Below are 23,191 nucleotides of genomic sequence, written 5' to 3' on the forward strand. Positions count from 1 at the left end.
AACATGCTGATCGACCGTCGCCTCTCATTCCCGCTGCTGGCGGCGCTGGCCGGGCTTACGATCGCCAGCCATGCGGCCGACCTGGTGTCTCCGCCGCCGGCTGAAACGGGCGAGGAAAAGGGCATCTGGGGCGCGATCGCCTATTCGCCCGGCGACGGCCGTCACGGCTTCTTCTGGGGCGCCGACAAGCGTCAGGAAGCGGAAGACATCGCGTTCAAGCACTGTGAGAATGCAGACGGCAAGGGCTGCCGGGTGGTCGAAGTGTTCCGCAACCATCGCCATTGGAACGACGATGACGGCACCGGCTTCCCCTATGAACACTGCGCCGCTCTGTCGGTCGGCAAGCGCCGCGGCGCGGCAACTCCGTTCTGGGGCGCCGCCTCGTCCACGACACGCCGTGAAGCCGAGGACAAGGCCACGGCCCAATGTGGCGGCGAGGCGAGGGAGTGCAAGATCCGCGAATGGGTCTGCACCTGACGGACGGACGAGGCGGTCGCGGCAAGATTCGGATGAGCCCAGTCGCCGGCCTGGCCTAGGCGATCAGAGGGCAGGGCGCTTGGCTACGGCGAGGCCGATGCCCAGCGCGATCATCGCGCCGCCGGACGCCTCCCGCATCCCGCGTATGATGCCGGAACGGCCTGCCGCGCCTTCCCTGATGCGGCCGGCCGCGAAGGCGACCACGATATCGGCCAGCGTGTTGAGCGTCACCGACACGAAGCCGAGCACCATGAACTGCAAGGCGACGTGGCCGGCGCCGAGATCCAGGAATTGCGGAATGAAGGCCAGGAAGAAGGCGGCCGTCTTCGGGTTCAACGCCTCGACCAGCACCCCTTCGCGAAACGCGCGGCCAACGCCGACCGCAGGCGTCGGCGCGCCACCTTCCAGTTTTGTCTTTGCCTCGCGGCGGGCGGACTGGAAGGTGCGCAAGCCGAGCCAGACGAGGTAGACGGCGCCGATCAACTTCAGCGCCGTAAAGAGTTCGGCGCTCGCGAGCACGAGGGCTGAAGCGCCCAGGCTTCCGGCAAGCACATGAACCATGCCGCCCAGGCCCGTCCCGAAACTGGAGGCGACGCCTTCAGCGCGGCCTCCGGCCAGGGTGCGCGCGGCGACATAGAAGATGCCCGGTCCGGGCGTGATGGCAAGCAGCAGCGCCGCGGCGAAGTACAAGGCGAATAGTGTCAGGTCCGGCATGATCGGCTCGCTGGCAATTGGACTGGGTCGGATGTCAAGACGGGATCATTTGGGCGACGTCGCGATCCGAAGGCCGGTCGCTCGCTGCTAGACCAGTGGCGACACCGGCGCGATCGGCCGCGTTGCGGTTCTGGCTCATCTTGCGCTTGCCTTGGAGCCGCGTGATCGGCATGCGCAAGCCGACAATGCCTTTGAGTTGTGCCTGGATGAAATCCGGCGGCGCATCCGATACGGACCAAGGCGAGGGGCGTCCGCCTTCGTGGAGATTGGTCAGGCGCGTGACGATCTCGAGCAGCCTGTCGGCGTCCTCGAAGAATTCGATCGGCCCATAGGCATGAACGGCCAGGTAGTTCCAAGTCGGCACTACCTTTCCGGTCTCCTGCTTGGTCTGATACCAAGCCGGCGTCACATAGGCGTCGGGCCCCATGAAGATCGCCAGGCCATCGCCCAGAACCGGTGCGCGCCACTGCGGATTTGCCTTCGCGACATGGCCGTAGATTGTTCCATGCTCGCCCTCGCTCTCGTTGAGCAAGAGCGGCAATGGCGTCGCCTGCGGTCCTTCCGCCGTGGCGGTGACCAGCGTCGCCAGCCGTGCTGCGCGGATCGTCGCCATGAGGCTCTCCCTGTTGTCATCGCGGAAGGCGGGCGGAATGTACATGGCGGAAACTCCTTGCATTGCATTTAAGGATGCAGGAAAGCTGGCTTGCTTGGAACATCCAGTTTTGCAGGTTTTCGATGGTCCAGTTGGAGCAGGAAGGCGTGGCGCGCCGGATCATCGCGGCGATCAAGGCGCAAATCCACAGCGGCGTTTACCGGCCCGGCGATCGGCTGCCGTCGTCGCGGGCCTTTGCCGCCGAATGGGGCGCGTCGCGAACCACGGTGACGGCGGCCTACAACCAGCTCGACGCCGAAGGCTACCTGATCATTCGGCAGGGCGCGCGTGCCATTGTGGCTCCGGGACTGGAGAGGCCGTCAGGGGCGGCTTCCATCGCGGCTGCCTCGCCACGCAACCTATCGACGTTCGCGCGCAGGCTGCTGGCTCTGCCTTCGCCGGTGGAACAGCAGCCGGCCAAGGTTGCGGATTTCCGCTATGGCGACCTGTCCGGGGCGGACTTCCCGGTCCTGGCTTGGCGACGGGCCTCGAACAAAGCCATTCTGCGGCGCGGCGCACGGTTGCGCTATGGCGACCCGCAGGGATCGCTTGTTCTTCGCAGCGCCCTTCAAACCTATCTCTGGCGCGCACGCGGCATCAACTGCGCGCCGGACCAGATCGCCATCGTCAACGGCTCCCAGCAAGGGCTCGACCTCTGCGCGCGGCTGCTGCTCGACCCCGGCGATCCGTTCGTGATCGAGAATCCGGGCTATATGCTGGCCCGCCATGCCTTCACGGCCGCGGGCGGCGTCGCCGTGCCAGTTGCGGTCGACGCTGACGGGCTAAGGACGGATGCGCTGCCGCCGGCCCGTCTGGCTTACGTCACGCCATCGCACCAGTTTCCGCTCGGCGGCGTGCTTTCGGCGACGCGGCGGCATTCCCTCCTGGCCTGGGCCACGGCATTAGGCGCCTATGTCGTCGAAGACGATTACGACGGCGAATACCGCCACGACATCGCGCCCATCCCGCCTCTGCAGACGCTCGATCCAGGCTCCGTCATTTATGTCGGCACGCTGTCCAAAACGCTCTCGCCCACCTTGCGGCTCGGTTATCTGGTCGTCCCCGCCGGCCTGCGTCGGGCCTTCAGCGAGGCAAAGCGCCTGACCGACCGGCATGCTCCGATGCTGGAGCAGGACGTGTTGGCCGACCTGCTGACGAGCGGCGCTTACGAGCGCCACGTCCGCAGCATCCGCAGGAAAAATGCCGAGCGCCGAAAAGTCCTGCTGCGGGCGCTCGCCGATCATATCGGGCCAAAGGTGACTGTTGCTGGGGCCGACACGGGCCTGCACGTCGTGGCCTGGTTGAACGGCATCGATTCTGGATGCGAGCCGGCGATCATCGCCGACGCACGTGCTGCGGGGATCGGCCTCTATCCGGTATCGCCGCTCTATGATCCGGCCGAGCCGCGGCCCGAAACGGCGGGCTTCATCATGGGATATGCTGGTCTCGACGCGGAGGCGTTGCGCCGCGGCGTTGCGGTGCTGGCGGACATCCTCGCCAAGCACCGCTGACGAACGCCGGATCAAAAGATCTCGTTACTCTCCTGCGGCACCGGCCCCAGCAGGACAGAGTCGTCCGGCACGCCGTTGTCGATCGGAATGGCCCGGCGCTCGGGCATATCGGCCATCGGCTGGCCAACATCTGCTGTGACCACGACCGGCGTCTTGTTGGGCACGCGGTCATAGAGGTCGATGATGTCCTGATTGATCAGGCGCACGCAGCCCGACGAGACCGACTTGCCGATCGACCACCACTCCGGCGACCCGTGCAGACGATAGAGCGTATCCTGGTTGCCTTTGAAGAGGTAGAGCGCACGCGCCCCGAGCGGGTTCTTGAGCCCGCCGGGCATACCGCCGTTCTTGGCGCTGTATTCCGTCAGTTCCGGCTGGCGCGCGACCATCTCGTCCGGCGGCGTCCATTTCGGCCACTTCTGCTTCCATTGCACCACCGCATCGCCCGACCATTCGAAGCCGGCGCGGCCGAGACCGACGCCGTAGCGGATCGCCTGGCCACCCTCACGCACCAGATAGAGGAAGTGGTTGGTGGTATCGACGACGATGGTGCCCGGGCGCTGTCCGGTCGGATCTGGAACGATCTGGCGCAAATATCTGTGATCGATCTTGTTTACCGGGATGGCCGGCAGGTCGAAGCCGTTGTCGGACATCGGCCCATACATGGTGGCGTAGTCGCCGAGCGGCGGCTCGACGGAGGCCGGCGGTGGCGGCTGCACGGCTGCCGGGCGAGGACCGGTGGTGGAGCAGGCGGAAATCGCCGAAGCAGCGCCAAGGGCCGTGAGATTGAGGAAGCCACGGCGGCTGATGCGGAAGGAAGCGTCTGACATGGTTGCCTTTTCTAGGTCTTGAATTCGCAAGAATGCATGAATCCGCTGGCCGGCGCCGACAGCTGCAATAACAGTCGGCGGTGATAGGCGGTTCCAATTCTGACCTCAGGGTGGACAAACAAAGGCGAAGCTGTGACCGCGACACATCTGTTGCGCTGCAGCAACAGCACCCTCAAACGCCTGCCAGAAGGCCTTCGAGCGAGGGCAGGATCAGCCCCGGCGGAAAATCCCGGTATTCGTCGGGCTGATTGGCGCGATTGATCCAGACGGTGCGGAAGCCGAACCTGGCGGCGCCCGCGACGTCCCAGCGGTTGGAGGACTGGAACGACACCGCCCCCGGATAGAGCCGCCAGCCAGTGACCACCATGTCGTAGACCGAAGGATCGGTCTTGAAGCGCTTGATCTCGTCGACCGAGAAGACGTCGTCCAGGATCTGGTCGAGGGCGGCCGATTTCACCGCCGCCCGCAGCATTTCCGGCGAGCCGTTGGACAGGATCGCGAGCTTCGCTCCCGCTGCTTTCAGTGCCTTCAATACCGCCGGCACTTCCGGATAGCAGTCGAGCCGCCAATAGGCTTCCAGCAGCCTTGCCCTGAGCGCCGGATCGGCCGACGGCACCTTGCGCAGCGCGAAGTCCAGCGCCTGCTCGGTCAGTTGCCAGAAATCGGCATAGGCGCCCATCAGCGTCCGCACCCAGGAATATTCGAGCTGCTTGGCGCGCCAGATTTCGGAGAGAAGCTGGCCGTCCGGCCCGATCTCGCCCGCATGGCGGCGCACCGCGGCGTGCACGTCGAACAACGTGCCATAGGCGTCGAAGACATAGGCTGCATGGTGCATAGGAAGAGTTTTGCGGCGCCCGGCCCTGCCGCGCAAGCGCTGATTGCGGTTAATGCATGTCGCTCAAAAGTGGGCAGCGGTTTTCGGAAAGGATTGCATTAAGACAAAAACCCAACACGCAGGGGCCATCCCTTTCCGTGCGCCGCGCTTTAAGTGCCTCTGGCCTCAAGGATTTTTTCCGATGTCGGTTGACGCCGGCCGTCAAAGCGTCGTCCTATGGCGGCCGGAACTCATCCATACGGACGGCAAACGATGACACTGGCGGCGGCGGCGCAGTCCGCGACATGGACCTATGTGGACGGCGACTGGTACGAGGGCAATGTCGCCATTCTGGGACCGCGCAGCCACGCCATGTGGCTGGGCACCAGCGTGTTCGACGGCGCCCGCTGGTTCGAAGGCGTGGCGCCCGATCTCGATCGTCACGCCGCCCGCGTCAACGCCTCGGCGATCGCGCTCGGCCTGAAGCCTTCCATGACGACGGAGCAGATCGTCGGGCTGACATGGGACGGCCTGAAGAAATTCGACGGCAAGACCGCCGTCTATATCAGGCCGATGTACTGGGCCGAGCATGGCGGCTATATGGGCGTGCCGGCCGACCCGTCCTCGACCCGCTTCTGTCTCTGCCTCTACGAAGCGCCGATGATCCCGCCTTCGGGCTTTTCGATCGGCGTCTCGCCGTTCCGGCGGCCGACCATCGAGACCATGCCGACCAACGCCAAGGCCGGCTGCCTCTATCCCAACAATGGCCGCGCCATCCTCGAGGCCAAGATGCGCGGCTTCGACAACGCGCTGGTGCTCGATATGCTGGGCAATGTCGCCGAGACCGGCACCTCCAACATCTTCCTGGTCAAGGACGGCCATGTGATGACGCCCGCCGCGAACGGCACCTTCCTCTCCGGCATCACCCGCTCGCGCACGATCAACCTGCTCGGCGACTATGGTTTCAGGACCACCGAGAAGACGCTGTCGATCCGCGATTTCCTCGAGGCGGACGAGATCTTCTCGACCGGCAACCATTCGAAGGTGGTGCCGATCACGCGCATCGAGGACCGTAGCCTTCAGCCTGGACCGGTCGCCAAGAAGGCGCGCGAGCTCTATTGGGATTGGGCGCATTCGACTTCCGCCGCCTGAGCGGATAAAAAGGCGTTCGGCGCTTCGTTCCGGAGTTGTCCCAACCCATTCCAGACCTATCTTAGTCCGGTAGTTTCACCGGACTTTTCCTGAGGGAGTACCATCCATGGCTTTTGAGTTGCCCGCTTTGCCCTACGACTACGAGGCCTTGCAGCCTTACATGTCGAAGGAGACGCTGGAGTACCACCACGACAAGCACCACAAAGCCTATGTCGACAACGGCAACAAGCTGGCCGCCGAGGCCGGAATGGGCGACCTGTCGGTCGAAGAGGTCGTGAAACAGTCCTTCGGCAAGAATGCCGGGCTCTTCAACAATGCCGCCCAGCACTACAACCATATCCATTTCTGGAAATGGATGAAGAAGGGCGGCGGCGGCAACAAGCTGCCGGGCGCGCTGCAGAAGGCCGTCGATGCCGATCTCGGCGGCTACGACAAGTTCAAGGCGGACTTCGTCGCCGCCGGCACCACCCAGTTCGGCTCCGGCTGGGCATGGCTTTCGGTCAAGGACGGCAAGCTCGCGATCTCGAAGACCCCCAATGGCGAGAACCCGCTGGTTCATGGCGCTTCGCCGATCCTCGGCGTCGACGTGTGGGAGCACTCCTATTACATCGACTACCGCAACGCGCGGCCGAAATATCTCGAAGCCTTCGTCGACAGCCTGATCAACTGGGATTATGTCCTGGAACTCTACGAGAAGGCGAAAGCTTGATCGACCCTTCCGAAAAGCCCCGGCATGACCGGGGCTTTTCTTTTGCCGGCGCAGGAGGGCAATTCCAGTCAAGAAAATCGTTGCGGCGCGGAGGGAATAATTCCACTGCATCGCCCGTTAACGTCTAGTCGCGAACTCTCTTCACCATGGAGCCAATTGAATGAGAAAGCTTGTCATCGCCATCTCTTTGCTCGCTTTTGCCGGCTCGGCCGCTTATGCCGACCCGATCAAGGATCGCCAGGCCCTGATGAAGGAACGCGGCAAGCTCGCCGGCCAGTTGTCCAAGGTCGTCAAAGGCGAGGAGGCCTTCGACGCCGCCGCTGTGCTGACGGCGCTAAAGGCGCTGGAGGCGAACGCCGAAAAATTCGATGCCGAGAAACTTTTCCCGGCCGGCAGCGACAAGGGCGACACCACGGCGGCGCCGAAGATCTGGGAAGACATGCCAGGCTTCAGGGCGGCCGGGGACAAGTTCCTGGCCGACGTCAAGGCGGCAGTGGCTTCGCCGCCGGCCGATGTCGATGCGCTCAAGGCGCAGCTCAACACCATCGGCGGCGACTGCGGCACCTGTCATGAGACCTACAGGATCAAGAAGGGCTGATCGCCTGATATGGCGTGGCTGAAGAAGCTCGTCGGCGCCGTCATCGTGCTGGGCGGCGCCGGCGCGGTCGCCGGCTGGGCGTTGTCTGCGCCCGTCAGGCTTGATGCCGCGACCGTCGCGCAGCTTGGCCCCGGTGATGCTGGGAAAGGCAAGCGCATCTTCTTTGCCGGCGGCTGCACATCCTGCCACGCCAAACCGGGATCCAAGGGTGATGGCCGCCTGGAGCTTGCCGGCGGGCTGGAGCTGAAGACGCCGTTCGGCACCTTCGTACCGCCCAACATCTCGCAGGATCAAAAGGACGGCATCGGCGCCTTGAGCGAGGAGGACTTCGCCAATGCGATGCTGAAGGGCGTTTCGCCCTCCGGCGAGCATTTTTATCCGGCCTTCCCTTATGCCTCTTATGCTCGCATGAAGCCGGCCGATGTCGCCGACCTCTATGCTTTTATGAAGACGCTGCCGGCGGTCGCCGGCAAGGCGCCCGGCCACAAACTCTCCTTCCCCTTCAACATCCGTCGCGGCATTGGTCTCTGGAAGCGGCTCTATGTCAGCCCTGAACCGGTCATTGCCTTGCCCGGGGGCGCGCCCGACAAGGTGCTGGCCGGCCGCTATCTGGTCGAGGGCCCCGGCCATTGCGGCGAATGCCACACGCCGCGCGACTTTGCCGGCGGCGTCAAGAAGGCCGAATGGCTGGCGGGAGCCGTGGCCGCCGAAGGCTCGGGCGTGGTGCCCAATATCACCCCGCAAGGCGGCACGAAGGACTGGTCGGAGGCCGACATCGCCAACTATCTCGAAACCGGCTTCACGCCGGATTTCGATTCCGTCGGCGGTGCCATGGTCGACGTGCAGCGCAACATAGCTCAGTTGTCGGCCGACGACCGCGCCGCGATCGCGGCCTATCTGAAGGCCGTCCCGCCGCATCCCAACGGCTATCCGGCGCGCAAGCCGGCGAGCTGACCGATTTATATCGGCTGCGCGACACCATGATGCGGTGTGCCTGTGATGTCTCAGGTCCATATTAGTTGACTTTAATAGTCATGTATCATACGCGCTTCGGCCAGTTTCCAGGCGGATCGAAGCCTTGCCCATGCACTCTCTCGACCTTGTGTTTGAATTCGCCCATGGCGAGCAGCGCGCAGCACTTCTCTTCGCCGACGGGCGCAGCCTGTCTTATGCGGAGCTCGACGACCTTGCGCAGCACTTCGCCACGCGGCTGGGGGATGAGGGAAAGCAGCTCGTCGCTATCTCAGCGGAACCCTCCGAGCATGCGGTCGTCGCCTATCTTGGAGCCCTGCGGGCGGGTCATGCGGTGGCCATGCTGCCGCCTTGCGACAAAAGGGTCTGGGACGACTTCCTGGCGGCCTTCCAGCCGGATTTCACCTATCGCCGAGCCGATGGCCGCTGGCGTCTCGTGAAGGAAGCTTGGCCCGCGAGGGACATTGAGCCGCTGCATCCCGATCTCGCGCTGCTGCTGATGACGTCCGGCAGCTCGGGCGCCGCCAAGGCGGTCAGGCTCTCCTATGCCAATCTCGAAGCCAATGCGCGCGCGATAACGACCTATCTCGAACTCTTGTCCGCCGACAGGGCCGCTCTCATGCTGCCGCTGCATTATTCCTACGGACTGTCGGTTCTCAATTCGCATCTGATTGCCGGCGGCAGCATCCTCTTCCCCGGTGTTTCGGCCATGGACGGCGATTTCCTGCAGATAATCGCCTACGGTGGCTGCACCAATCTGTCCGGCGTCCCGTATTCCTACGAACTCCTGGAACGGATGCGTTTCCGCGACGCTAAGCTCAAGGGTTTGCGCATGATGACGGTGGCGGGTGGACAGCTCAGCCCCGACGTCATCCGCCTGTACAGGGATCATTTGCGCGCCGTGGGCGGGCGTTTCTTCGTCATGTATGGTCAAACCGAGGCGACGGCGCGTATCGCCTTCGTGCCGCCGGAGAGCCTGTCCGACCGGGAGGAGCGGATCGGCGTCGCGATCCCAGGCGGCAGCCTCGGCCTTGTCGACGACAGGGGGGAGCCGGTCAGCCGCTCGGGCATCCCTGGAGAACTTGTCTATCGCGGCCCGAACGTCATGATGGGTTACGCCGAGCAGCGTTGTGATCTGGCGCGCGGGGCTGAGGTCGAGATCCTGAACACCGGCGATATTGCCGTCCAGGACGAGCAAGGTTTCTTCCGCATCGTCGGGCGCAAGAGCCGCTTTGCCAAGATTGCCGGCCTCAGGATCGGCTTCGATATCATGGAGCAGGCGCTAGAGCGGGCGGGCATTGCGGCCGCGGTGCTCGGCGACGATCGAGGCCTAGAAGCCTATGTGACCGGCCCCGGCTCGGCAGGCAGGGCACAGCGTATCCTGGCCGAAGTCAGCCGCTTGCCCGCCAATCTGGTTCGAGTTTCGACGCGTGTCGACCTTCCCAGGCTAGCCTCGGGCAAGATCGACTATGGCTGCCTGCAGCGCGAGATGTTGCTGGGACGGGCGGAAATCCGCTCCGAACGTGGCGGCGTGCCCGGAGCCTATGCCCGCGTATTCTATCCGCTTCCGGTGGGCCGCGCTGACAGCTTTGTGTCGCTCGGCGGAGATTCCCTTCGCTTCTTGCAATTGGCTCTGGAACTCGAACGGCTCGGCTTGGAATTGCCGGACGGCTGGGAACGGCTAAGTGTTGGAGACCTGACAAATCTTCATTCGGCGAAACGGTCTTTCATGCGGGACCAGGCAAACGAGACGCCTGTCGATATCGTGCTGAGGGCCTTCGCCATCCTGCTGGTGGTCGTGCATCACGAGACGCTGTGGCCTATCCCGGGCGGCTCCGGCATCATGATGCTGCTTGTCGGCTACAGCCTTGCGCGTTTTCAGTCGATCCATTTGCTTGCCGGTCGGATCCGGCACGCGCTGAAACCTGCGATTAGCGTCCTGATCCCTTATTTTCTCATAGTCGCCGCTTACTCCCTCGCCTGGCAGGCGATCCCTTGGGCCTCGATGACCCTTACCGGCAACTTCGGCTATGCCGAACCGGAACGTCACGAGATGATCCCATATCTCTACTGGTTCATCGAGGCCTATGCGCAGACGCTGTTGGTCTTCGCCCTCGCCTTTGCCGTTCCGGTTCTACGCAAGCTCGCCCAGGCTCGACCCTTTGCCTTCTCGATCGGACTATTGGCGTTTGCCGCCGCTGCGCGCTTTGCAGTCCCATTGTTCGTGGACTTAGGCAGCCGCCAGATCTTCGCGATCTACTGGGTCTTCCACCTTGCGGTCTTCGGCTGGTGCGCCGGTTTGGCCGACACTCCCGCCAGAAAACTCCTCGTGACCGCATTTGCCACTGCCGTATTGGGGTATCTAGCCTTTTGGGAGTCGGTCTGGCTGGGGACGACGGTCAAGTATTTGACGATCTTCGCGGCGCTCTCGGCTCTTCTTTACCTGCCGCGTGTTCGCCTGCCTGCTGGGGTGGGGCGGGTGGTTACGCAGATCGCCGTCGCGGCTTTCCCGATCTACTTGGTCCATCGCTTCGTCCCGGAGCTTTTGATGGCACCTGTCGCAGGCTGGCTCCCGGCTCCAAGCTTCCAACTGCTTGCGATCGCCGGCGGCGTCGCTTTAGGCGTCATCGCCGGCAAAGCCTTGGCCGCCATCCGACACCTGCGCGGCAGATTGGCCATGGAGCGCTTGCCGGAATTGCTCTCGGCGTGAGACGCTTCGACCGCGGTCGCTCCGATTACGCGTGGCGGTCGCCCAAAAAATCGAAGCCGTTTTCGAAGAAGTGGTTGTAGTCGCAGGTCAGTTCCTCGCCGGGCGCGATGTCGCGCAGCGCGTAGGTTTCCTCCGGCGAGGAGACGTCGCAGTTCGGCTCGTCGGCATGGTTCATGTAGCGCGCATCGTCCGCCTCGAAGACGATATAGTTCCGGTCGCGCCTGTCCGGATAGGAGTACCGATCGAGGTAGGACTTCACCGGACCGCTTTCGTTCTCATAAGTGTCGACCGAAATGCGCCGGTCGAATCTTGGATCGAGCTTCCAGATCAACGTGCCCTTTGGAATGCGGTGTTTGGCGAAGACACCGATGCCCTGGATGGGCGATTTGTCGAGATAGACGTCGACGAGCAGCATGACGAACCCTGCGAATGACGGATGGCGCGGCCCGAACCGGCCGCGACCAAAAACGAGGCGCATTGCGTAGCGCGAGGTGCTCGCGATTGCGAGGGAAAAATCAGGCCTTGCCGGTCACTTTCAACGCAAAGGCGTAGATATACGCGATCTCCTCCAGGCGCGAGAACCGGCCCGAGGCGCCGGCATGGCCGGACTCCATGTTGATCTTGAACAGCACCGGATTGTCGCCCGCCTTGCGGTCGCGCAGCCGCGCCACCCATTTGGCCGGCTCCCAATAGGTGACGCGTGGGTCGGTCAGACCTGCCAGCGCCAGGATCGGCGGATAGTCGAGCGCCGCGACATTGTCGTAGGGCGAATAGGCCGCGATCGTCGTGTAGTCCTCGGCCGAGGCGATCGGATTGCCCCATTCGGGCCATTCCGGCGGCGTCAGCGGCAGGCTGGCGTCGAGCATGGTGGTGAGCACGTCGACGAACGGCACCTCGGCGACGATGCCGCCAAAGCTTTCGGGTGCCATGTTGGCGATCGCCCCCATCAGCATGCCGCCGGCCGAGCCGCCCTGCGCGACGATTCGATCGTGCGACGTGTAGCGCTCGGCCACGAGATGGCGCGCTGAGGCGATGAAATCGGTGAAGGTGTTCATCTTGTGCCGACGCTTGCCGTCGTCATACCAGCCATAGCCCTTGTCCTTGCCGCCGCGCACATGGGCAATGGCGTAGACGAAGCCGCGGTCGACCAGCGACAGGCAATTGGTGTTGAATGCGGCGGGAACCGTGATGCCATAGGAGCCGTAGCCGTAGAGCAGGCAGGGCGCCGAGCCATCAAGCGGCGTGTCGCGATGGTGGATCAGCGAGATCGGCACCAGCTCGCCGTCGGCAGCCGGCGCCATCAGCCGGCGCGTGACATAATGCTCCGGATCGTGGCCCGATGGCACCTCCTGCGTCTTCAAGAGAACGCGCTCGCGGCTGCGCATGTTGTAGTCGAACACCTGTGCCGGTGTCGTCATCGACGAATAGGTGAAGCGCATGACTTCGGTGTCGTATTCGTAGGAGCCGGAAAGGCCGAGCGAGAAGGCCTCCTCGTCGAAGGCAATGAGGTGCTCCTCGCCGTTTGCCCGATCGCGCACCACGATGCGCGGCAGGCCCTCCTTGCGTTCCAGCCTGACCATGTGGTGCCTGAAGCCGAGCACCGACAGGATCAGCCGGCCGGGCTCGTGCGGCACCAGTTCCTTCCAGTTGGCCTGCACCGGATCTTCGACCGGCGCGGTCATGATCTTGAAGTCCTTGGCGCCGTCGGCATTGGTGAGGATGAAAAAGACGTCACCACCTTCCTCCAGGTCATATTGCAGGCCGGTCTCGCGCGCCGCCACCAGCTTCGGCTCGGCGAACGGCTCGTCGGCGCGCAGAAGCCGGTATTCGGAGGTTTCATGATCGTTGATGCCGATCATGATCCAGTCGTTGGAACGCGTGCCGCTGACGTCCATGAAGAAGCCGGCATCCGTCTCTTCGTAAATCAGCCGATCGTTCTCCGGATTGTCGCCAAGCGCGTGGAAGAACACTTTTGACGGGCGGTGGCTGTCGTCGAGGCGGGTGTAGAAAAAGCCGTCGTCTCCGGCATTCCACACGCCGCCGCCACCTGTATCCGGAATCCGATCGGTGAGTTCCTTGCCGCTGGCGATGTCCCGCACGCGCAGCGCGAAGAACTCCGAGCCCTTGTCGTCGAAAGCCCAGAGCAGCTTGCGATGGTCGGCCGAATGGTCGAATCCGCCAAGACGGAAATAGGGCTTGCCTTCGGCTTCCGCATCGCCGTCGAGCAGGATCTCCTCAATGCCGCCATCACGCGGCGTGCGGAAGTAGCGCGGTTGCTCGCCGCCGAGCTTGAACGACGAGCCATAGGCGTAGGGACCGTCCTTCATCGGCACGGTGGAGTCGTCCTCCTTGATGCGCCCCTTCATCTCGGCGAACAATTTGCGGCGCAGCTCGGCCGTGTCGGCCATCAGCGTTGCCTGGTAGGCATTCTCGGCCTCGAGATGAGCGCGGATCGCGCCGTCGAGCAGTGCAGGGTCCCTGAACATCGCCTGCCAGTTGGCGGCCCGCATCCAGGCGTAGTCGTCGGTGCGGGTGATGCCGTGATGAACGTCGAAGATGGGGCGTTTCTCGGGCCGCGGCGGGATGGCGGTCGGGAAGACGGAGGTTCTGGTCATTGCGTCTCGCTGTGGAATTGCCTGAAATCTGCTTGAAATGGCGAATGAACGCGTCGCTCAGCAGCGGTTCAAAGGGCGGGGTTCAAGGTGGTCTACACAAAGTAAGTCGAAAGGGGAAAAGATGAAATCCTATGTTCGAGCCGCCGTGGCTTTCGCTGTCGCTTCGGCGGTCCTGGCCTTTTCCGGCCAGTCTCATGCAACCGTGTTCGCGGCCTGGCAAGTGGCTGGCGTGCCGTTCGGCGACACGCTCAACGCGCGCAAGTATCCGTCAAACACATCGCAAAGACAGGCGGCCTATCCGAATGGCACCGTCTTGCAGATGACCGGCCGTTGCACGGGCGGGATAGATCTGCTCGACATTGCCGGCCAACCGCACTGGAAGCAGCGGCAGGCGATCCGCTACCGCTGGTGCGAGGTCTGGCACGATCCGGCGCAGAACGGTCATTTTGTTACCAGCTGGGTCTACGGCAAGTACATCAAACCCCACTGAGAGGTTCGTCGAGGCGACTTGGCTGTTCGACGCGAGGATGAATGTCCGCGCCATGATCCATAGGATTCTTCGCTCACCGGGCGGCCAAACATTAGTTTAGCCAAGCATAAAGAACCTGTTTTGACGCGACCAGAGGTGTAAAAGCGTGCTGGGCGCCACGTCAGGCTGCACTGGTCCGGCCAGAAAAATCTCGCTAAGTTACACGGCACACGAATTTTTGAAGCTGAATCGGCAATATTTGATGAATATCGCCGAATATAATTCAGTAGGTGAATTGACTTACTTGCAGCACAGGGTCATTAAGATGACGCGACGCGAATCGCAGGGCTTGCCTGCATGAATTTCGCGCGATGCCCGATCCAGAAAAAGGGCGCAGTCTAGAAAACAAACTCTCGTTGGGGCCTGAGCACAATGGATATCGTCGAAACACCTTCAAGGAATGGGGACGCGCTAATCGAGCTGACTGCCGATGTCGTCGCGGCCTATGTCAGCAACAACCCGGTGCCGGTCGGCGAACTGCCGAACCTGATTGCCGACGTTCATGCCGCGCTCGGCCGCGTCGGCGGCACGACGGAGCAGCCTTCGGCCGAGAAGCAGAAGCCGGCCGTCAACCCGAAGCGCTCCGTCCATGACGACTACATCGTCTGTCTCGAAGACGGCAAGAAGTTCAAGTCGCTGAAGCGCCACCTTATGACACATTACAATCTCACCCCGGAAGAATACCGCGAGAAGTGGGGCCTGGACGTCAACTATCCGATGGTTGCTCCCAACTACGCAGCCGCCCGTTCGCAGTTGGCCAAGAAGATGGGCCTCGGCCGCAAGCCCAAGGGTCGCCGGTAGCAGCTTCCGCAAGTCGGCAAAAGCGACGGCGCCCGCGGGGCGCCGTTTTGCTTTTGAGGTATTTCAGGGATGTCTTGCTGCGAACGGGTGAACCCGCCGCAGTGCGGCTTGTTGCCGGGCTTGGGGCAGAGTCAGGCGGTTTGCTTCAAGGCGGCTTCGGCGTCGCGCTTGATGCGCTTGACCATCGAGCGAAGGCCGTTGGCGCGCTGCGGCGACAGATGCTCGTCGAGGCCGAGCTCTTTCAGCGTCACTTCCGCATCGGTGTTCTGGATTTCACTGGCCGGCCGGCCCGAGAACAGCGCCAGCATGATGGCGACAAGGCCGCGCACGATGTGGGCGTCGGAATCGCCGCGAAAGCTGACCACCGGATCGACGCCTTCTCCCTGCTCGGTGGTCAGCCACACCTGGCTGACGCAGCCCGGCACCTTGTTGGCCGGTGTGCGTTCCGCCTCGGGAAACGGAGGCAGCGCCTCGCCCAGCTCGATCACATAGCGGTAGCGGTCCTCCCACTCGTCGAGCAGGGAGAAATCGTCGCGGATCGTTTCGATCGAGGTCGTCATTGCCCGCATATAGTGACCCGGCGCCGCCACGTCACGGAAAAAGAAAGACGCCGCGGGCGTCGAGAGGTCGGGCGGGCCCGCGGCGTTAGAGCATTTCCAGAAAAAGCAATCTCAGTTCTTCGCCGTCAGCATCGCCGGAATGTTGACCTTGGCGGGCAGCACGATGTCCTCGGCGACGCTGCCGGTGGTCTCGCCAGACGTCTGCGCTGCCTTCGCAGCGGGCGCGGCCGTCTTTTCCGACTGCTGGTCATCAAGCATGGCGGCGGCGATCTTGGCTGTCTCCTTGGCGCGCACGGTGATGGTGTGCATGGCCGATTTGCCGGTCTCGCAAACATCCGGCTTGCGCTCGCAGATGCCGGCGATGTCGCCGACCGCCTCGCGCGCCGCAAACAGCGCCTGGATCGGCCCGACTGCCTCGCGGCCATCCTCGTCGGGGCCGACGCTGAGCGGCAGCGCCAAGAGCACCAGCGAAAACCAGAAAGCCATCCTGATCAGAAAGCCCATCTCGATGCCTCGTCGTGATCGGATCATGCATCCATCGGCATGACCTCTTTTTATGGACATGACAATGGCACGAAGGCGCGAAGCGTGGCTTGCGCCGAAGCCGCGAATTTTCTTCAAATTTTAGATGAATTGGAAAGGATTGGTTTTCGCTACTGATCTAACTCAAATCTGATCCACTGTATTAACTTTGAAATAGCCATCTATGCGGCTGTTTCAAAAGAAAAATTCTGGAAAGGGCGAGCATCGGCACTGGGTTTTCAGGAAGCCAGGCGAGCCGCGCTGTGGCTAACGCTCCATTTACCATGGCGGCAGATCGACGGGCTTTGGGGTGTCGGCGTCCCGATATTTGCCGCGGGCAGGGCGCTCGCCTTCCCTGCCTTATCCATTCCTTAAACGCTGGATGCGACTTTCAATCCAATCAAGAGTCACCTGCAGAAGCAGGGCAATTCACGACCGGGTCCGAGTGCGTTGAGTTCGATTACGGCCAGATACGTTCCTCTGCCTGGCGCGGTTGCCGCCGGCTGCGAACGCATGGTTCATCCGACCGTCACGGAGGAGGCTGAGCGCCAGCGCCAGCGCCGCTTCATCGGCGTCATGCTCGCCACTCCCTTCCTCGCCGCGGGTGCGGCGGTGACGCTGGTCACCTCAAGCCTGGGCGCCGCCGTTACCGTGGCTGCGATCTTCGGCGCTTTCGGTCTGTGCTGGTTCGCAGCGCTTCTGGTTGCCGCCACCGGACGCATGACGCTCGCCGGCCGTGCCTCGGTGGCGACGGGCGGCCTCGCGCTTGCTGGCGCAATTGCCGCGGCGGGTGGTCTGGCGTCGCCAGTCGCGCTGCTTGCCGTGGCTTTGCCGGTCGAGTCTTGCTGGATCGCCGGGTCGCGCCGCGCAGCAATTTCGGGCGCGCTGGCGGCATTCGGCGCCATCCTGCTGCAGCCTTTCGCAAACCAGTTCCTGCCGCTCGGCGAGTCCGCGATCGCCGGTTGGCACTGGCTGCTGCCGCTTGCCTGGGCGCTTACGCTCCTGCCGCGCGCGGCGGCCTTCGCCAATCCCGCCGACGCGCGTCAGGCTGAGCCTGCGGTGGACCGTCTCGAAGAGACGATCGATGCCGTCGTGCTGCGCGTCTGCCGCCAGGGCGAGGTGCTCGACGCTTCGGCCAAGGCGCGTTCCATTCTGAAGTTGGCGCCGGAGCTCCTGCTCGGCGCGGGCTTGTTCGAGCGCGTCCATCTTTCCGATCGCGTCGCCTATCTCACCGCGCTCGCGGACATGCGCGAGGGCGCGCCGAAGCGCCGGCTCGACCTGCGCATCCGCTTGCCGCGCGACGGTGGCGGCTCGGCCGACAATTTCCGCCCGTTCCGCCTTGAATTGCTGCGCGGCGCGCGAGAGCAGGACATCTTCACCTTCGTCCTTCGTGAGAATGACGAGATCGCCGCGCTCCGCGAAGAGCTTGCCACGGCGAGGGAGGCTGCGGCTGCCGCCGAAGTGGCCAAGGGGCGTTTCCTGGCGGTGGTCAGCCACGAGCTGCGCACGCCGCTCAATGCCATCATCGGCTTCTCCGACATGCTGCTGCACGAGATGTTCGGCGCCTTCCGCGATCCGCGCCAGAAGGAATATGTCGCCCTGGTCAGGGAGTCCGGCCAGCATCTTTTGTCCGTCGTCACCTCGATCCTCGATGTCTCGCGCATAGAGGCAGGCGCCTATGCCACCGAGCTCGAGCCGTTCCGCTTCGCCGATGCCGCCGACATGTGCCGCTCGATGATGCGGCCCCTGGCGGAGGCCAAGAGCATCGCGCTTGGCGCGCAGATCGCGCCTGACGCCGGCGAGATCAATGCCGATCGCCGCGCCGTGCAGCAGATCCTGATCAATCTCGTTTCGAACGCCGTGAAGTTCACGCCTGATGGCGGCAGCGTGGTGATCGGCGCCAAGCGGGTCGGCTCGCGGCTGCATTTCTGGGTGAGTGACACCGGCATCGGCATCGCCGACGAGGATATGGCCAACCTCGGCAAGCCGTTCATGCAGATCCAGAACGACTATACGCGCCGCTTCGAGGGAACCGGGCTCGGCCTGTCGCTGGTCAAGGGGCTGGTGGCGCTGCATGAGGGCACGATGTCGATCGAGAGCGCCCCGGGCGAAGGCACGACGGTGACGATCAGCCTGCCGGTGAACGGACCGAAGCGGCGCTCGGGCGCGCCGGCCGACGTGCTGCCGGTGCCGATTGCAAAGCCGAAGGGGGATGCAAATGGGGACAGCAATGGCTCGCTCCGCAAGACGGCCTAAAGTGGTCGAACCCGAGCGCGGGTTGCTTGCCGAGAGCGCTGGGGCGCTCGGCCAGATGATCTCGCGCAATCCGGTTCTGGTCGGCGGCTCGACCGCCTTCCTGGTGACGCTCTTCTACGTTTCGGCCAACGCGCTCTGGTACCAGCCTTTTCCGCACACGGGCGCCTTCTTCGCCACCAGGAGCATCGAGAATTTCCCGCATGCCGTCTCGGATGAGCCGGAGACCACCATCAACATCGTGCGGCAGGCGCAGCCCGCTCCCAAGCCCGATCCGGTCGTCCAGCAGGTGCAGGGCATATTGAAGGACCTCAATTTCTACGACGGCACCGTCGACGGCCTCACGGGCCCAGCCACGCGCAAGGCCATCCAGGCCTATCAGCTCAAGGTCGGGCTGCCCGCCTCCGGCGATGTCGACGGCGCGCTGCTCGATCAGCTTGGCGCCAGGCAAACGACTGCGGCCATTCCGCATCCGGCCCCGAGACCGGCCGATAGGGCGACGGCCCAGGCCGCCGGACCAGCGGCCATTCCGGTCGCCGCCCAGGCCAGCGGCGCAACGCAGGCGCCCGACGCCCGCATCGTCAAGATCCAGGCTGGCCTGAAGGCCTTCGGCAATGACGATATGCAGCTCGACGGCGTCGTAGGCGCCCGCACCAAGTCTGCGATCAAGGAATTCCAGGCGCTGTTCGGCCTGCCCGAGACCGGCGAGCCGGACGAAGTGGTCTATGCCAAGATGCGCGAGATCGGCCTGACAAACTGAGGGCTGCCGGCTTTTCGGTTCCATTGCCGATGCTGTAAGGAACCGCGCATGCCATCCGGAACCCTGCCATGCGCGTGACTACCGATCTGTGGGTATCGGCCCTTCTGCGCCGTGTCTTCACCGCCGGCGGTTTTGCTGCCGTGGTCAAGCGCGGCGCGACCGAGGCCGGCGCCGTCTTCGTGTTGTCGCGCGACCGGCTCGGCGAAGTGGCTCTGTACGGACCGGCGCCGCAAACGAGCTACGATTCGGCCAAGCCCGACGAGCGCTTCTTCACCTTGCTCGATTCTGGCGACGATAGCTCGGCATTCGATGCAAGGCTGGAAAAGGAAAAGAGATTCGATCCCGACATCTGGGTGGTCGAGATCGAGGCCGGCTCCGTTCCGGTCGAGGAGCTTGTTTCCGTGAAGGCGGAATAGAGGCGGCGGCCCAGGGTCGCGTCCAGCCACGGAAAACCGCTGAGCACCTTCCCTGGAATTGGTTCAGGACGCTTTGCGGCCGGCGGCCTTGTCATCGCTGTTCGATGCGTGGCGCCCTGTCTCGATGGCATTGCCGCGGATCGCCCGAGACAGCGTTTCGGCTTTCCAGGCCCGCACCTTGTCGAGCGCTGCCTCGCGATGCAGCAGCCGATAGCGGTCGAGGAACAGACGGATTGCCTGGGGATGCGGAAACTCGCCGGGATGGACCGCGACCGCGATCAGGAAGGCCCTGTCTTCGCTTAGGTCGAGCGCCTTGAGCGCCGCAAGCAGCGCTGCGTAGCCCGATTGCTCTGTGATCGAGCGGGCTGTGGCAAAATCGATGTCGAGCGCATCGGCAAGCGCTGTCTGGAAGAAAGCAAGGTTGCCCGTCAGCGCCGTCTCGCGCAGCTTCAGATAAGTCGGCTGTCCGAGGAACAGGTTGACAGCGGCACTTTCGCCGGCGGGCCGCATCATCGAGCGCAGGCGTCGCCGCGCGTTTTCCTCAGGCACGCCGGGATCCGGGCGGTTGTCTTCTGTTGCGGAAGCGGCCGGTTTCACCGGCGCGATCTTCGTGACCGTCTCCGGCGGCCGCGTGTTGACCAGCGTCGGCTTCTCCAGCGCGCGGATCAGGTGGGCGATGGTTGCGTTGAGTTCCTTGCGGCGAGCGATTGCGCGCGCGTGCGGCAGGCCATGGCGGCCGATCAGCGCGATGAGGTCGATGTCGCTCAGCGCGTTCGAGCGGGTAAGCAGCGGCGCCGCGATCTCGACCGGCTCCTCGGCCAGCCGCCGCACCAACGCGGCCGGCGCATATTCGCATTCGGAAAGGGCGGCGGCGACATAGCGGCGCGATTCGACCGACACTTCGTCGAACAGCGGCAGCGTCAGATCCTCGAGTTGGGCGATTTCGCGCCGCGACGGGCGCGTCAGCGAGCAGAAGGCCGACACGGCGGCGCGGAACAGCCTTTCGGCTTTTCCCGCTTCGGTCCGGATAGCGATGTGCCTGAAATCCGAAGAAGACACGGAGGATACGCCCGATACTCGACACAGACCCGGCCCCGCGCCTCCGGCCGGGCCGGTTTCGCGTCTCCAAGGAACAAACATCAAATTAGCCGCGATCCGTTAGCGCTCCGTTAACCCTCTGCCCGCCTTAATCGACTTTGGAGGCGTTGCGTTGTGCTCCGGTCAAACCGAGAGGAATACGCGAACCATGGGCATGGTCTTGTCTTTCGTGCCGCGAGCGGCACCCGTCAATCGAGTAACCCACGACACCGACACGGCAGCGGCTGTCATCATCTTCCCCGGCGTCCGCTATGAGCCACAGCCGCAGGTCGGCGGGGCGCGTCCGGACGGCCCGGACAAGCCTGTGTCGCCACGGCCACTAGTGCCGCATCACTGAGCTGACTCTTCAGTATTCCTGCAGCTCGCAGGCACTCTGTTCGAGAAAGCGCGACACGATCGGCTTCCAGCTATCGTCCGGCACGAAGGCGCGGACGACAAAGATTCCCTCGTCGATCGGCGCCTCGACAAAGATCGCGCCCTGCAAGTCCTCGGGAAGATCGCGCCGCACGTCGATCATCTGCGCCGGTGTCAGCACCACGGCATCGAGCTTCTCGCTGTTCGCATTGTGGTCGTTGAAGGAATAGATGTTGTGGCCGCTGCGGTCATAGACCGAAGCCGACCAGAACGGCACGTTGCCGGGCGCCCGGATCCGCACCAGCCCGTCGGCGAGATTGAAGCGGCAGGCGGCCGCGTAGAACATGGGGTCGACCGACTTCACCACAGGTGCACCGCCGGCCTCCGCGTCCAGGCGCGTCATCTTGTAGAGGTCGGAGGCCATTGCCAGCCGCGACCAGGCATCGCGCTCGGAAAATTCCGGCACCAAAAACAGCACCGCGATATGCACGATGCCGGCGCCGAGCAGACCGAGGACCAGGGCGTGCAGCAGGCTACGCATGGCAGCCCGCCTTCAAAATGCGCGGCAGCGTCACGTCGGAAAGCCCGGTGCTGCTCGCGATCGGCGTGTCGTAGAAGGTCAGCACGAAATACATCTTGCCGAAGCCGGCCGTCAGCAGCCAGTTGCCCGGGGCAGGGCGGTCGCCAACGGAGATGACGACCGAATTGTCGGGCCGGCGCAGCACTTCGTAGGATTGCAGGGCCGCCTGTCTCGCCTTGCCGGTGTCGATGACGCCGAGCGACTGGTCGGCGGCATAAAGCGTCCAGAACCGGGCCGTCGGGTAGCCGCCTTCGATCGAATAGGCGCATTCCCGCTTCAGCGGCTGGCCGGCTGCGTCGCGCTCGGCGACGAAGGACAACCCCTCCGCCCGGCCGAGCGCCAGCACGCCCTCACGCGCCACGCGCGCCTTGGAGTAGGGGTCGGAGCCTTCCGTGCCGATTTCAGGAAAAGCTGTCCATTGGCCGATGCGGATCGCGCCGACGCCGTCCTGCGCGTTGAGCGCGTACCAGACGCTGCCGCCGCCAAGGCCGATGGCCATGGCAAGCGAAAGCAGCGTGAGGGAGACGGTCTTGAGCATGGAAGGCCGGAACTGAGGAGGTTGCCCGGGATATCGCGGCGCGGGGCCTCGTGGCAAGCCGGCTTGCCTTGGGCATGGCGATATTCAGGTGGTTGCGGCCTGCAGTAGTATGACGTTCCCATGTCGGCGACCGGCCTGTCATGGACAAGTCCGCACCGCGCCCCTTCTGATTCTCGGCGGCGCTGCACGTAGCCATCCAATCACTGACTTGTCAGGCGCCGATCCGATGCCCGTGCTTGAAGCCGCCGCCATTTCGTTCCACATCGGTCGGGATGAAGGGCGAGACCGGAGAGCGGCGTCGGAATTTGGCGTGGGCTTTGCCCGCATCGCTGATGCTGCATGCGCTGATCGCAGCGTTTCTGGTCTATACCTTGCCCAAGCCCGCCCAACAGCCGGATCAGGAACAGCCGGTCAATGTCGCGCTTGTGCCTCCGCCCGAGCAACCTAAGCCGAAGCCTCCGCCCGCACCGCAGCCGAAGCAACTCAAGGCCGAGAAGCCCCCGGAACCGAAAGCCGAAAAACCGCCCGAGCAAAAAGTGGAAAAGCCTCCAGTGCCGGAAAAGCAGCCGCCGAAGCCACCGCCGATCGCGGTGCTAAAGCCCGTTTTCCAGTATGGCAACAAGGACACCGGCCCCAGGAAATCCCTGGATGGAGCCGGCAACCGGGACAACACGCCGTCGCCGGCCAAGGATAGCGATAGCAAGCCGCCCGCCGTGGCGAAGCCTGCACAGAAGCAATCTGCCGCGCCGGCAGATGCCGATCAGCCGGCGGATCAAAGCACGGCTGACGAGAAGCCGGTAATCGCCGCGACGGACGCCGAGCCCACGCAAAGTGAGGAGAAGGCAGCCCAGGACACGGATAAACAGCAGGCTGCCGAGCAAGAGGCAGGAGCGCCAACCGCCGAAAAGCAAACAGCCGCGGCGCCGACGCCGACGGATGCCAAGAGCGGCGATAAGGTCGATCTTCCGGCCGTGACCGAAAAGCAAAAGCCCAAGCAAGCAAATGCGCTGAAGTTCAGGCCTGCAA

Annotated in this window: 24 protein-coding genes and 1 pseudogene; 14 read left to right on the forward strand and 11 right to left on the reverse strand. The window is 63.8% G+C overall.

The genetic code is table 11. From position 1 onward, the window contains the following. Window positions 1-3 precede the first annotated feature (3 nt). Entirely contained in the window at window positions 4-477 is a 474-nt protein-coding gene (locus EOA79_RS04855; protein ID WP_095823735.1) for a DUF4189 domain-containing protein, read from the forward strand. 63 nt (window positions 478-540) lie between these two features. Here the strand turns inward: EOA79_RS04855 and EOA79_RS04860 are convergent, their stop codons facing one another. Together EOA79_RS04860 and EOA79_RS04865 are read right to left on the reverse strand one after the other, a co-directional pair. Continuing rightward, on the reverse strand, window positions 541-1,191 hold the full coding sequence (locus EOA79_RS04860) for a LysE family translocator (protein WP_127335433.1): 651 nt from the start codon (window positions 1,189-1,191) through the stop codon (window positions 541-543). Window positions 1,192-1,225: 34 nt separating this feature from the next. Next, a complete protein-coding gene (locus tag EOA79_RS04865) occupies window positions 1,226-1,849 on the reverse strand; it encodes an FMN-binding negative transcriptional regulator (RefSeq protein ID WP_127335432.1) in 624 nt (207 codons plus the stop codon). A 77-nt stretch (window positions 1,850-1,926) separates the two neighbouring features. Between EOA79_RS04865 and EOA79_RS04870 the strand changes: the two genes are divergently transcribed. After that, the gene (locus tag EOA79_RS04870; protein ID WP_095823919.1) at window positions 1,927-3,354 is read left to right on the forward strand and encodes a PLP-dependent aminotransferase family protein; all 1,428 of its coding nucleotides are present in this window, start codon (window positions 1,927-1,929) and stop codon (window positions 3,352-3,354) included. Window positions 3,355-3,365: 11 nt separating this feature from the next. On the opposite strand, the gene EOA79_RS04875 is transcribed toward EOA79_RS04870, so the two are convergent. Both EOA79_RS04875 and EOA79_RS04880 read right to left on the reverse strand, forming a co-directional pair. Next, window positions 3,366-4,184 (reverse strand): L,D-transpeptidase, encoded by an 819-nt coding sequence (locus EOA79_RS04875; protein WP_095800176.1) that lies wholly within the window; start codon window positions 4,182-4,184, stop codon window positions 3,366-3,368. A 172-nt stretch (window positions 4,185-4,356) separates the two neighbouring features. Next, a complete protein-coding gene (locus EOA79_RS04880) occupies window positions 4,357-5,019 on the reverse strand; it encodes a haloacid dehalogenase type II (RefSeq protein WP_067320889.1) in 663 nt (220 codons plus the stop codon). A gap of 252 nt (window positions 5,020-5,271) precedes the next feature. Between EOA79_RS04880 and EOA79_RS04885 the strand changes: the two genes are divergently transcribed. The 5 genes from EOA79_RS04885 to EOA79_RS04905 all read left to right on the forward strand — a co-directional run bounded on the left by EOA79_RS04885 (window position 5,272) and on the right by EOA79_RS04905 (window position 11,139). Further along, on the forward strand, window positions 5,272-6,150 hold the full coding sequence (locus EOA79_RS04885) for a branched-chain amino acid aminotransferase (RefSeq protein WP_095823732.1): 879 nt from the start codon (window positions 5,272-5,274) through the stop codon (window positions 6,148-6,150). A gap of 106 nt (window positions 6,151-6,256) precedes the next feature. Next, the gene (locus tag EOA79_RS04890; protein ID WP_066997682.1) at window positions 6,257-6,859 is read left to right on the forward strand and encodes a superoxide dismutase; all 603 of its coding nucleotides are present in this window, start codon (window positions 6,257-6,259) and stop codon (window positions 6,857-6,859) included. A gap of 160 nt (window positions 6,860-7,019) precedes the next feature. Then, on the forward strand, window positions 7,020-7,457 hold the full coding sequence (locus tag EOA79_RS04895) for a cytochrome c (protein WP_095823731.1): 438 nt from the start codon (window positions 7,020-7,022) through the stop codon (window positions 7,455-7,457). 9 nt (window positions 7,458-7,466) lie between these two features. Then, window positions 7,467-8,411: a cytochrome c gene (locus tag EOA79_RS04900; RefSeq protein ID WP_095823730.1), complete on the forward strand. Its 945-nt coding sequence runs from the start codon at window positions 7,467-7,469 to the stop codon at window positions 8,409-8,411. Between the two features lie 130 nt (window positions 8,412-8,541). Further along, window positions 8,542-11,139 carry an AMP-binding protein gene (locus EOA79_RS04905; RefSeq protein ID WP_127335462.1) on the forward strand — a complete coding sequence of 866 codons (2,598 nt, stop codon included), beginning with the start codon at window positions 8,542-8,544 and terminating at the stop codon, window positions 11,137-11,139. A gap of 25 nt (window positions 11,140-11,164) precedes the next feature. Here the strand turns inward: EOA79_RS04905 and EOA79_RS04910 are convergent, their stop codons facing one another. Together EOA79_RS04910 and EOA79_RS04915 are read right to left on the reverse strand one after the other, a co-directional pair. After that, window positions 11,165-11,554, reverse strand: coding sequence for an SET domain-containing protein-lysine N-methyltransferase (locus EOA79_RS04910; protein ID WP_066998147.1), 390 nt, complete (start codon window positions 11,552-11,554; stop codon window positions 11,165-11,167). 100 nt (window positions 11,555-11,654) lie between these two features. Then, on the reverse strand, window positions 11,655-13,754 hold the full coding sequence (locus EOA79_RS04915) for a S9 family peptidase (protein ID WP_095823728.1): 2,100 nt from the start codon (window positions 13,752-13,754) through the stop codon (window positions 11,655-11,657). Window positions 13,755-13,875: 121 nt separating this feature from the next. Here EOA79_RS04915 and EOA79_RS04920 point away from each other — a divergent pair, with 121 nt between their 5' ends. Together EOA79_RS04920 and EOA79_RS04925 are read left to right on the forward strand one after the other, a co-directional pair. Then, a complete protein-coding gene (locus EOA79_RS04920; protein WP_067320909.1) occupies window positions 13,876-14,244 on the forward strand; it encodes a hypothetical protein in 369 nt (122 codons plus the stop codon). A 411-nt stretch (window positions 14,245-14,655) separates the two neighbouring features. Continuing rightward, window positions 14,656-15,084, forward strand: coding sequence for a MucR family transcriptional regulator (locus EOA79_RS04925; protein WP_095823727.1), 429 nt, complete (start codon window positions 14,656-14,658; stop codon window positions 15,082-15,084). A 131-nt stretch (window positions 15,085-15,215) separates the two neighbouring features. Here the strand turns inward: EOA79_RS04925 and EOA79_RS04930 are convergent, their stop codons facing one another. Further along, window positions 15,216-15,644 carry a SufE family protein gene (locus tag EOA79_RS04930; RefSeq protein WP_066997661.1) on the reverse strand — a complete coding sequence of 143 codons (429 nt, stop codon included), beginning with the start codon at window positions 15,642-15,644 and terminating at the stop codon, window positions 15,216-15,218. A gap of 111 nt (window positions 15,645-15,755) precedes the next feature. After that, window positions 15,756-16,148 (reverse strand): DUF5330 domain-containing protein, encoded by a 393-nt coding sequence (locus tag EOA79_RS04935; RefSeq protein ID WP_127246610.1) that lies wholly within the window; start codon window positions 16,146-16,148, stop codon window positions 15,756-15,758. Between the two features lie 531 nt (window positions 16,149-16,679). Here EOA79_RS04935 and EOA79_RS04940 point away from each other — a divergent pair. From EOA79_RS04940 to EOA79_RS04950, 3 genes are all read left to right on the forward strand, one after another. After that, window positions 16,680-18,422 (forward strand): PAS domain-containing sensor histidine kinase, encoded by a 1,743-nt coding sequence (locus EOA79_RS04940; protein ID WP_095823725.1) that lies wholly within the window; start codon window positions 16,680-16,682, stop codon window positions 18,420-18,422. Further along, the gene (locus tag EOA79_RS04945; RefSeq protein WP_067320921.1) at window positions 18,397-19,179 is read left to right on the forward strand and encodes a peptidoglycan-binding protein; all 783 of its coding nucleotides are present in this window, start codon (window positions 18,397-18,399) and stop codon (window positions 19,177-19,179) included. The genes EOA79_RS04940 and EOA79_RS04945 overlap by 26 nt, the downstream gene beginning before the upstream one ends. Before the next feature lie 68 nt (window positions 19,180-19,247). Then, window positions 19,248-19,595, forward strand: coding sequence for a DUF1491 family protein (locus tag EOA79_RS04950; protein ID WP_067320924.1), 348 nt, complete (start codon window positions 19,248-19,250; stop codon window positions 19,593-19,595). 63 nt (window positions 19,596-19,658) lie between these two features. On the opposite strand, the gene EOA79_RS04955 is transcribed toward EOA79_RS04950, so the two are convergent. Beyond that, window positions 19,659-20,654, reverse strand: a complete 996-nt coding sequence (locus EOA79_RS04955; RefSeq protein WP_095823724.1) for a DUF2336 domain-containing protein — start codon at window positions 20,652-20,654, stop codon at window positions 19,659-19,661. Between the two features lie 187 nt (window positions 20,655-20,841). On the opposite strand from EOA79_RS04955, the gene EOA79_RS04960 reads away from it, so the two are divergent. Continuing rightward, entirely contained in the window at window positions 20,842-21,030 is a 189-nt protein-coding gene (locus tag EOA79_RS04960) for a hypothetical protein (protein ID WP_095823723.1), read from the forward strand. Window positions 21,031-21,039: 9 nt separating this feature from the next. Here EOA79_RS04960 and EOA79_RS04965 read toward each other — a convergent pair whose 3' ends face one another. Together EOA79_RS04965 and EOA79_RS04970 are read right to left on the reverse strand one after the other, a co-directional pair. Beyond that, the gene (locus EOA79_RS04965; RefSeq protein WP_095823722.1) at window positions 21,040-21,588 is read right to left on the reverse strand and encodes a DUF1254 domain-containing protein; all 549 of its coding nucleotides are present in this window, start codon (window positions 21,586-21,588) and stop codon (window positions 21,040-21,042) included. Then, entirely contained in the window at window positions 21,581-22,165 is a 585-nt protein-coding gene (locus tag EOA79_RS04970; protein WP_067320932.1) for a DUF1214 domain-containing protein, read from the reverse strand. The genes EOA79_RS04965 and EOA79_RS04970 overlap by 8 nt, the downstream gene beginning before the upstream one ends. Window positions 22,166-22,437: 272 nt before the next feature. Here EOA79_RS04970 and EOA79_RS33130 point away from each other — a divergent pair. After that, a pseudogene (locus tag EOA79_RS33130) lies at window positions 22,438-23,191 on the forward strand (hypothetical protein); the annotation flags it as partial.

Source organism: Mesorhizobium sp. M1A.F.Ca.IN.020.03.2.1, assembly GCF_004023205.1.
In the GTDB taxonomy this organism is placed as follows: domain Bacteria; phylum Pseudomonadota; class Alphaproteobacteria; order Rhizobiales; family Rhizobiaceae; genus Mesorhizobium.

What these genes read in the sequence shown, in the direction of transcription:
- EOA79_RS04900 (WP_095823730.1), top strand. Translation starts at nt 7,467, where the DNA reads ATGGCGTGGCTGAAGAAGCTCGTCGGCGCCGTCATCGTGCTGGGCGGC.
- EOA79_RS04925 (WP_095823727.1), top strand. Translation starts at nt 14,656, where the DNA reads ATGGATATCGTCGAAACACCTTCAAGGAATGGGGACGCGCTAATCGAG.
- EOA79_RS04890 (WP_066997682.1), top strand. Translation starts at nt 6,257, where the DNA reads ATGGCTTTTGAGTTGCCCGCTTTGCCCTACGACTACGAGGCCTTGCAG.
- EOA79_RS04935 (WP_127246610.1), bottom strand. Translation starts at nt 16,148, where the DNA reads ATGGGCTTTCTGATCAGGATGGCTTTCTGGTTTTCGCTGGTGCTCTTG.
- EOA79_RS04905 (WP_127335462.1), top strand. Translation starts at nt 8,542, where the DNA reads ATGCACTCTCTCGACCTTGTGTTTGAATTCGCCCATGGCGAGCAGCGC.
- EOA79_RS04930 (WP_066997661.1), bottom strand. Translation starts at nt 15,644, where the DNA reads ATGACGACCTCGATCGAAACGATCCGCGACGATTTCTCCCTGCTCGAC.
- EOA79_RS04920 (WP_067320909.1), top strand. Translation starts at nt 13,876, where the DNA reads ATGAAATCCTATGTTCGAGCCGCCGTGGCTTTCGCTGTCGCTTCGGCG.
- EOA79_RS04870 (WP_095823919.1), top strand. Translation starts at nt 1,927, where the DNA reads ATGGTCCAGTTGGAGCAGGAAGGCGTGGCGCGCCGGATCATCGCGGCG.
- EOA79_RS04960 (WP_095823723.1), top strand. Translation starts at nt 20,842, where the DNA reads ATGGGCATGGTCTTGTCTTTCGTGCCGCGAGCGGCACCCGTCAATCGA.
- EOA79_RS04885 (WP_095823732.1), top strand. Translation starts at nt 5,272, where the DNA reads ATGACACTGGCGGCGGCGGCGCAGTCCGCGACATGGACCTATGTGGAC.
- EOA79_RS04910 (WP_066998147.1), bottom strand. Translation starts at nt 11,554, where the DNA reads ATGCTGCTCGTCGACGTCTATCTCGACAAATCGCCCATCCAGGGCATC.
- EOA79_RS04855 (WP_095823735.1), top strand. Translation starts at nt 4, where the DNA reads ATGCTGATCGACCGTCGCCTCTCATTCCCGCTGCTGGCGGCGCTGGCC.
- EOA79_RS04970 (WP_067320932.1), bottom strand. Translation starts at nt 22,165, where the DNA reads ATGCTCAAGACCGTCTCCCTCACGCTGCTTTCGCTTGCCATGGCCATC.
- EOA79_RS04940 (WP_095823725.1), top strand. Translation starts at nt 16,680, where the DNA reads ATGGTTCATCCGACCGTCACGGAGGAGGCTGAGCGCCAGCGCCAGCGC.
- EOA79_RS04965 (WP_095823722.1), bottom strand. Translation starts at nt 21,588, where the DNA reads ATGCGTAGCCTGCTGCACGCCCTGGTCCTCGGTCTGCTCGGCGCCGGC.
- EOA79_RS04880 (WP_067320889.1), bottom strand. Translation starts at nt 5,019, where the DNA reads ATGCACCATGCAGCCTATGTCTTCGACGCCTATGGCACGTTGTTCGAC.
- EOA79_RS04875 (WP_095800176.1), bottom strand. Translation starts at nt 4,184, where the DNA reads ATGTCAGACGCTTCCTTCCGCATCAGCCGCCGTGGCTTCCTCAATCTC.
- EOA79_RS04945 (WP_067320921.1), top strand. Translation starts at nt 18,397, where the DNA reads ATGGCTCGCTCCGCAAGACGGCCTAAAGTGGTCGAACCCGAGCGCGGG.
- EOA79_RS04950 (WP_067320924.1), top strand. Translation starts at nt 19,248, where the DNA reads ATGCGCGTGACTACCGATCTGTGGGTATCGGCCCTTCTGCGCCGTGTC.
- EOA79_RS04895 (WP_095823731.1), top strand. Translation starts at nt 7,020, where the DNA reads ATGAGAAAGCTTGTCATCGCCATCTCTTTGCTCGCTTTTGCCGGCTCG.
- EOA79_RS04915 (WP_095823728.1), bottom strand. Translation starts at nt 13,754, where the DNA reads ATGACCAGAACCTCCGTCTTCCCGACCGCCATCCCGCCGCGGCCCGAG.
- EOA79_RS04860 (WP_127335433.1), bottom strand. Translation starts at nt 1,191, where the DNA reads ATGCCGGACCTGACACTATTCGCCTTGTACTTCGCCGCGGCGCTGCTG.
- EOA79_RS04865 (WP_127335432.1), bottom strand. Translation starts at nt 1,849, where the DNA reads ATGTACATTCCGCCCGCCTTCCGCGATGACAACAGGGAGAGCCTCATG.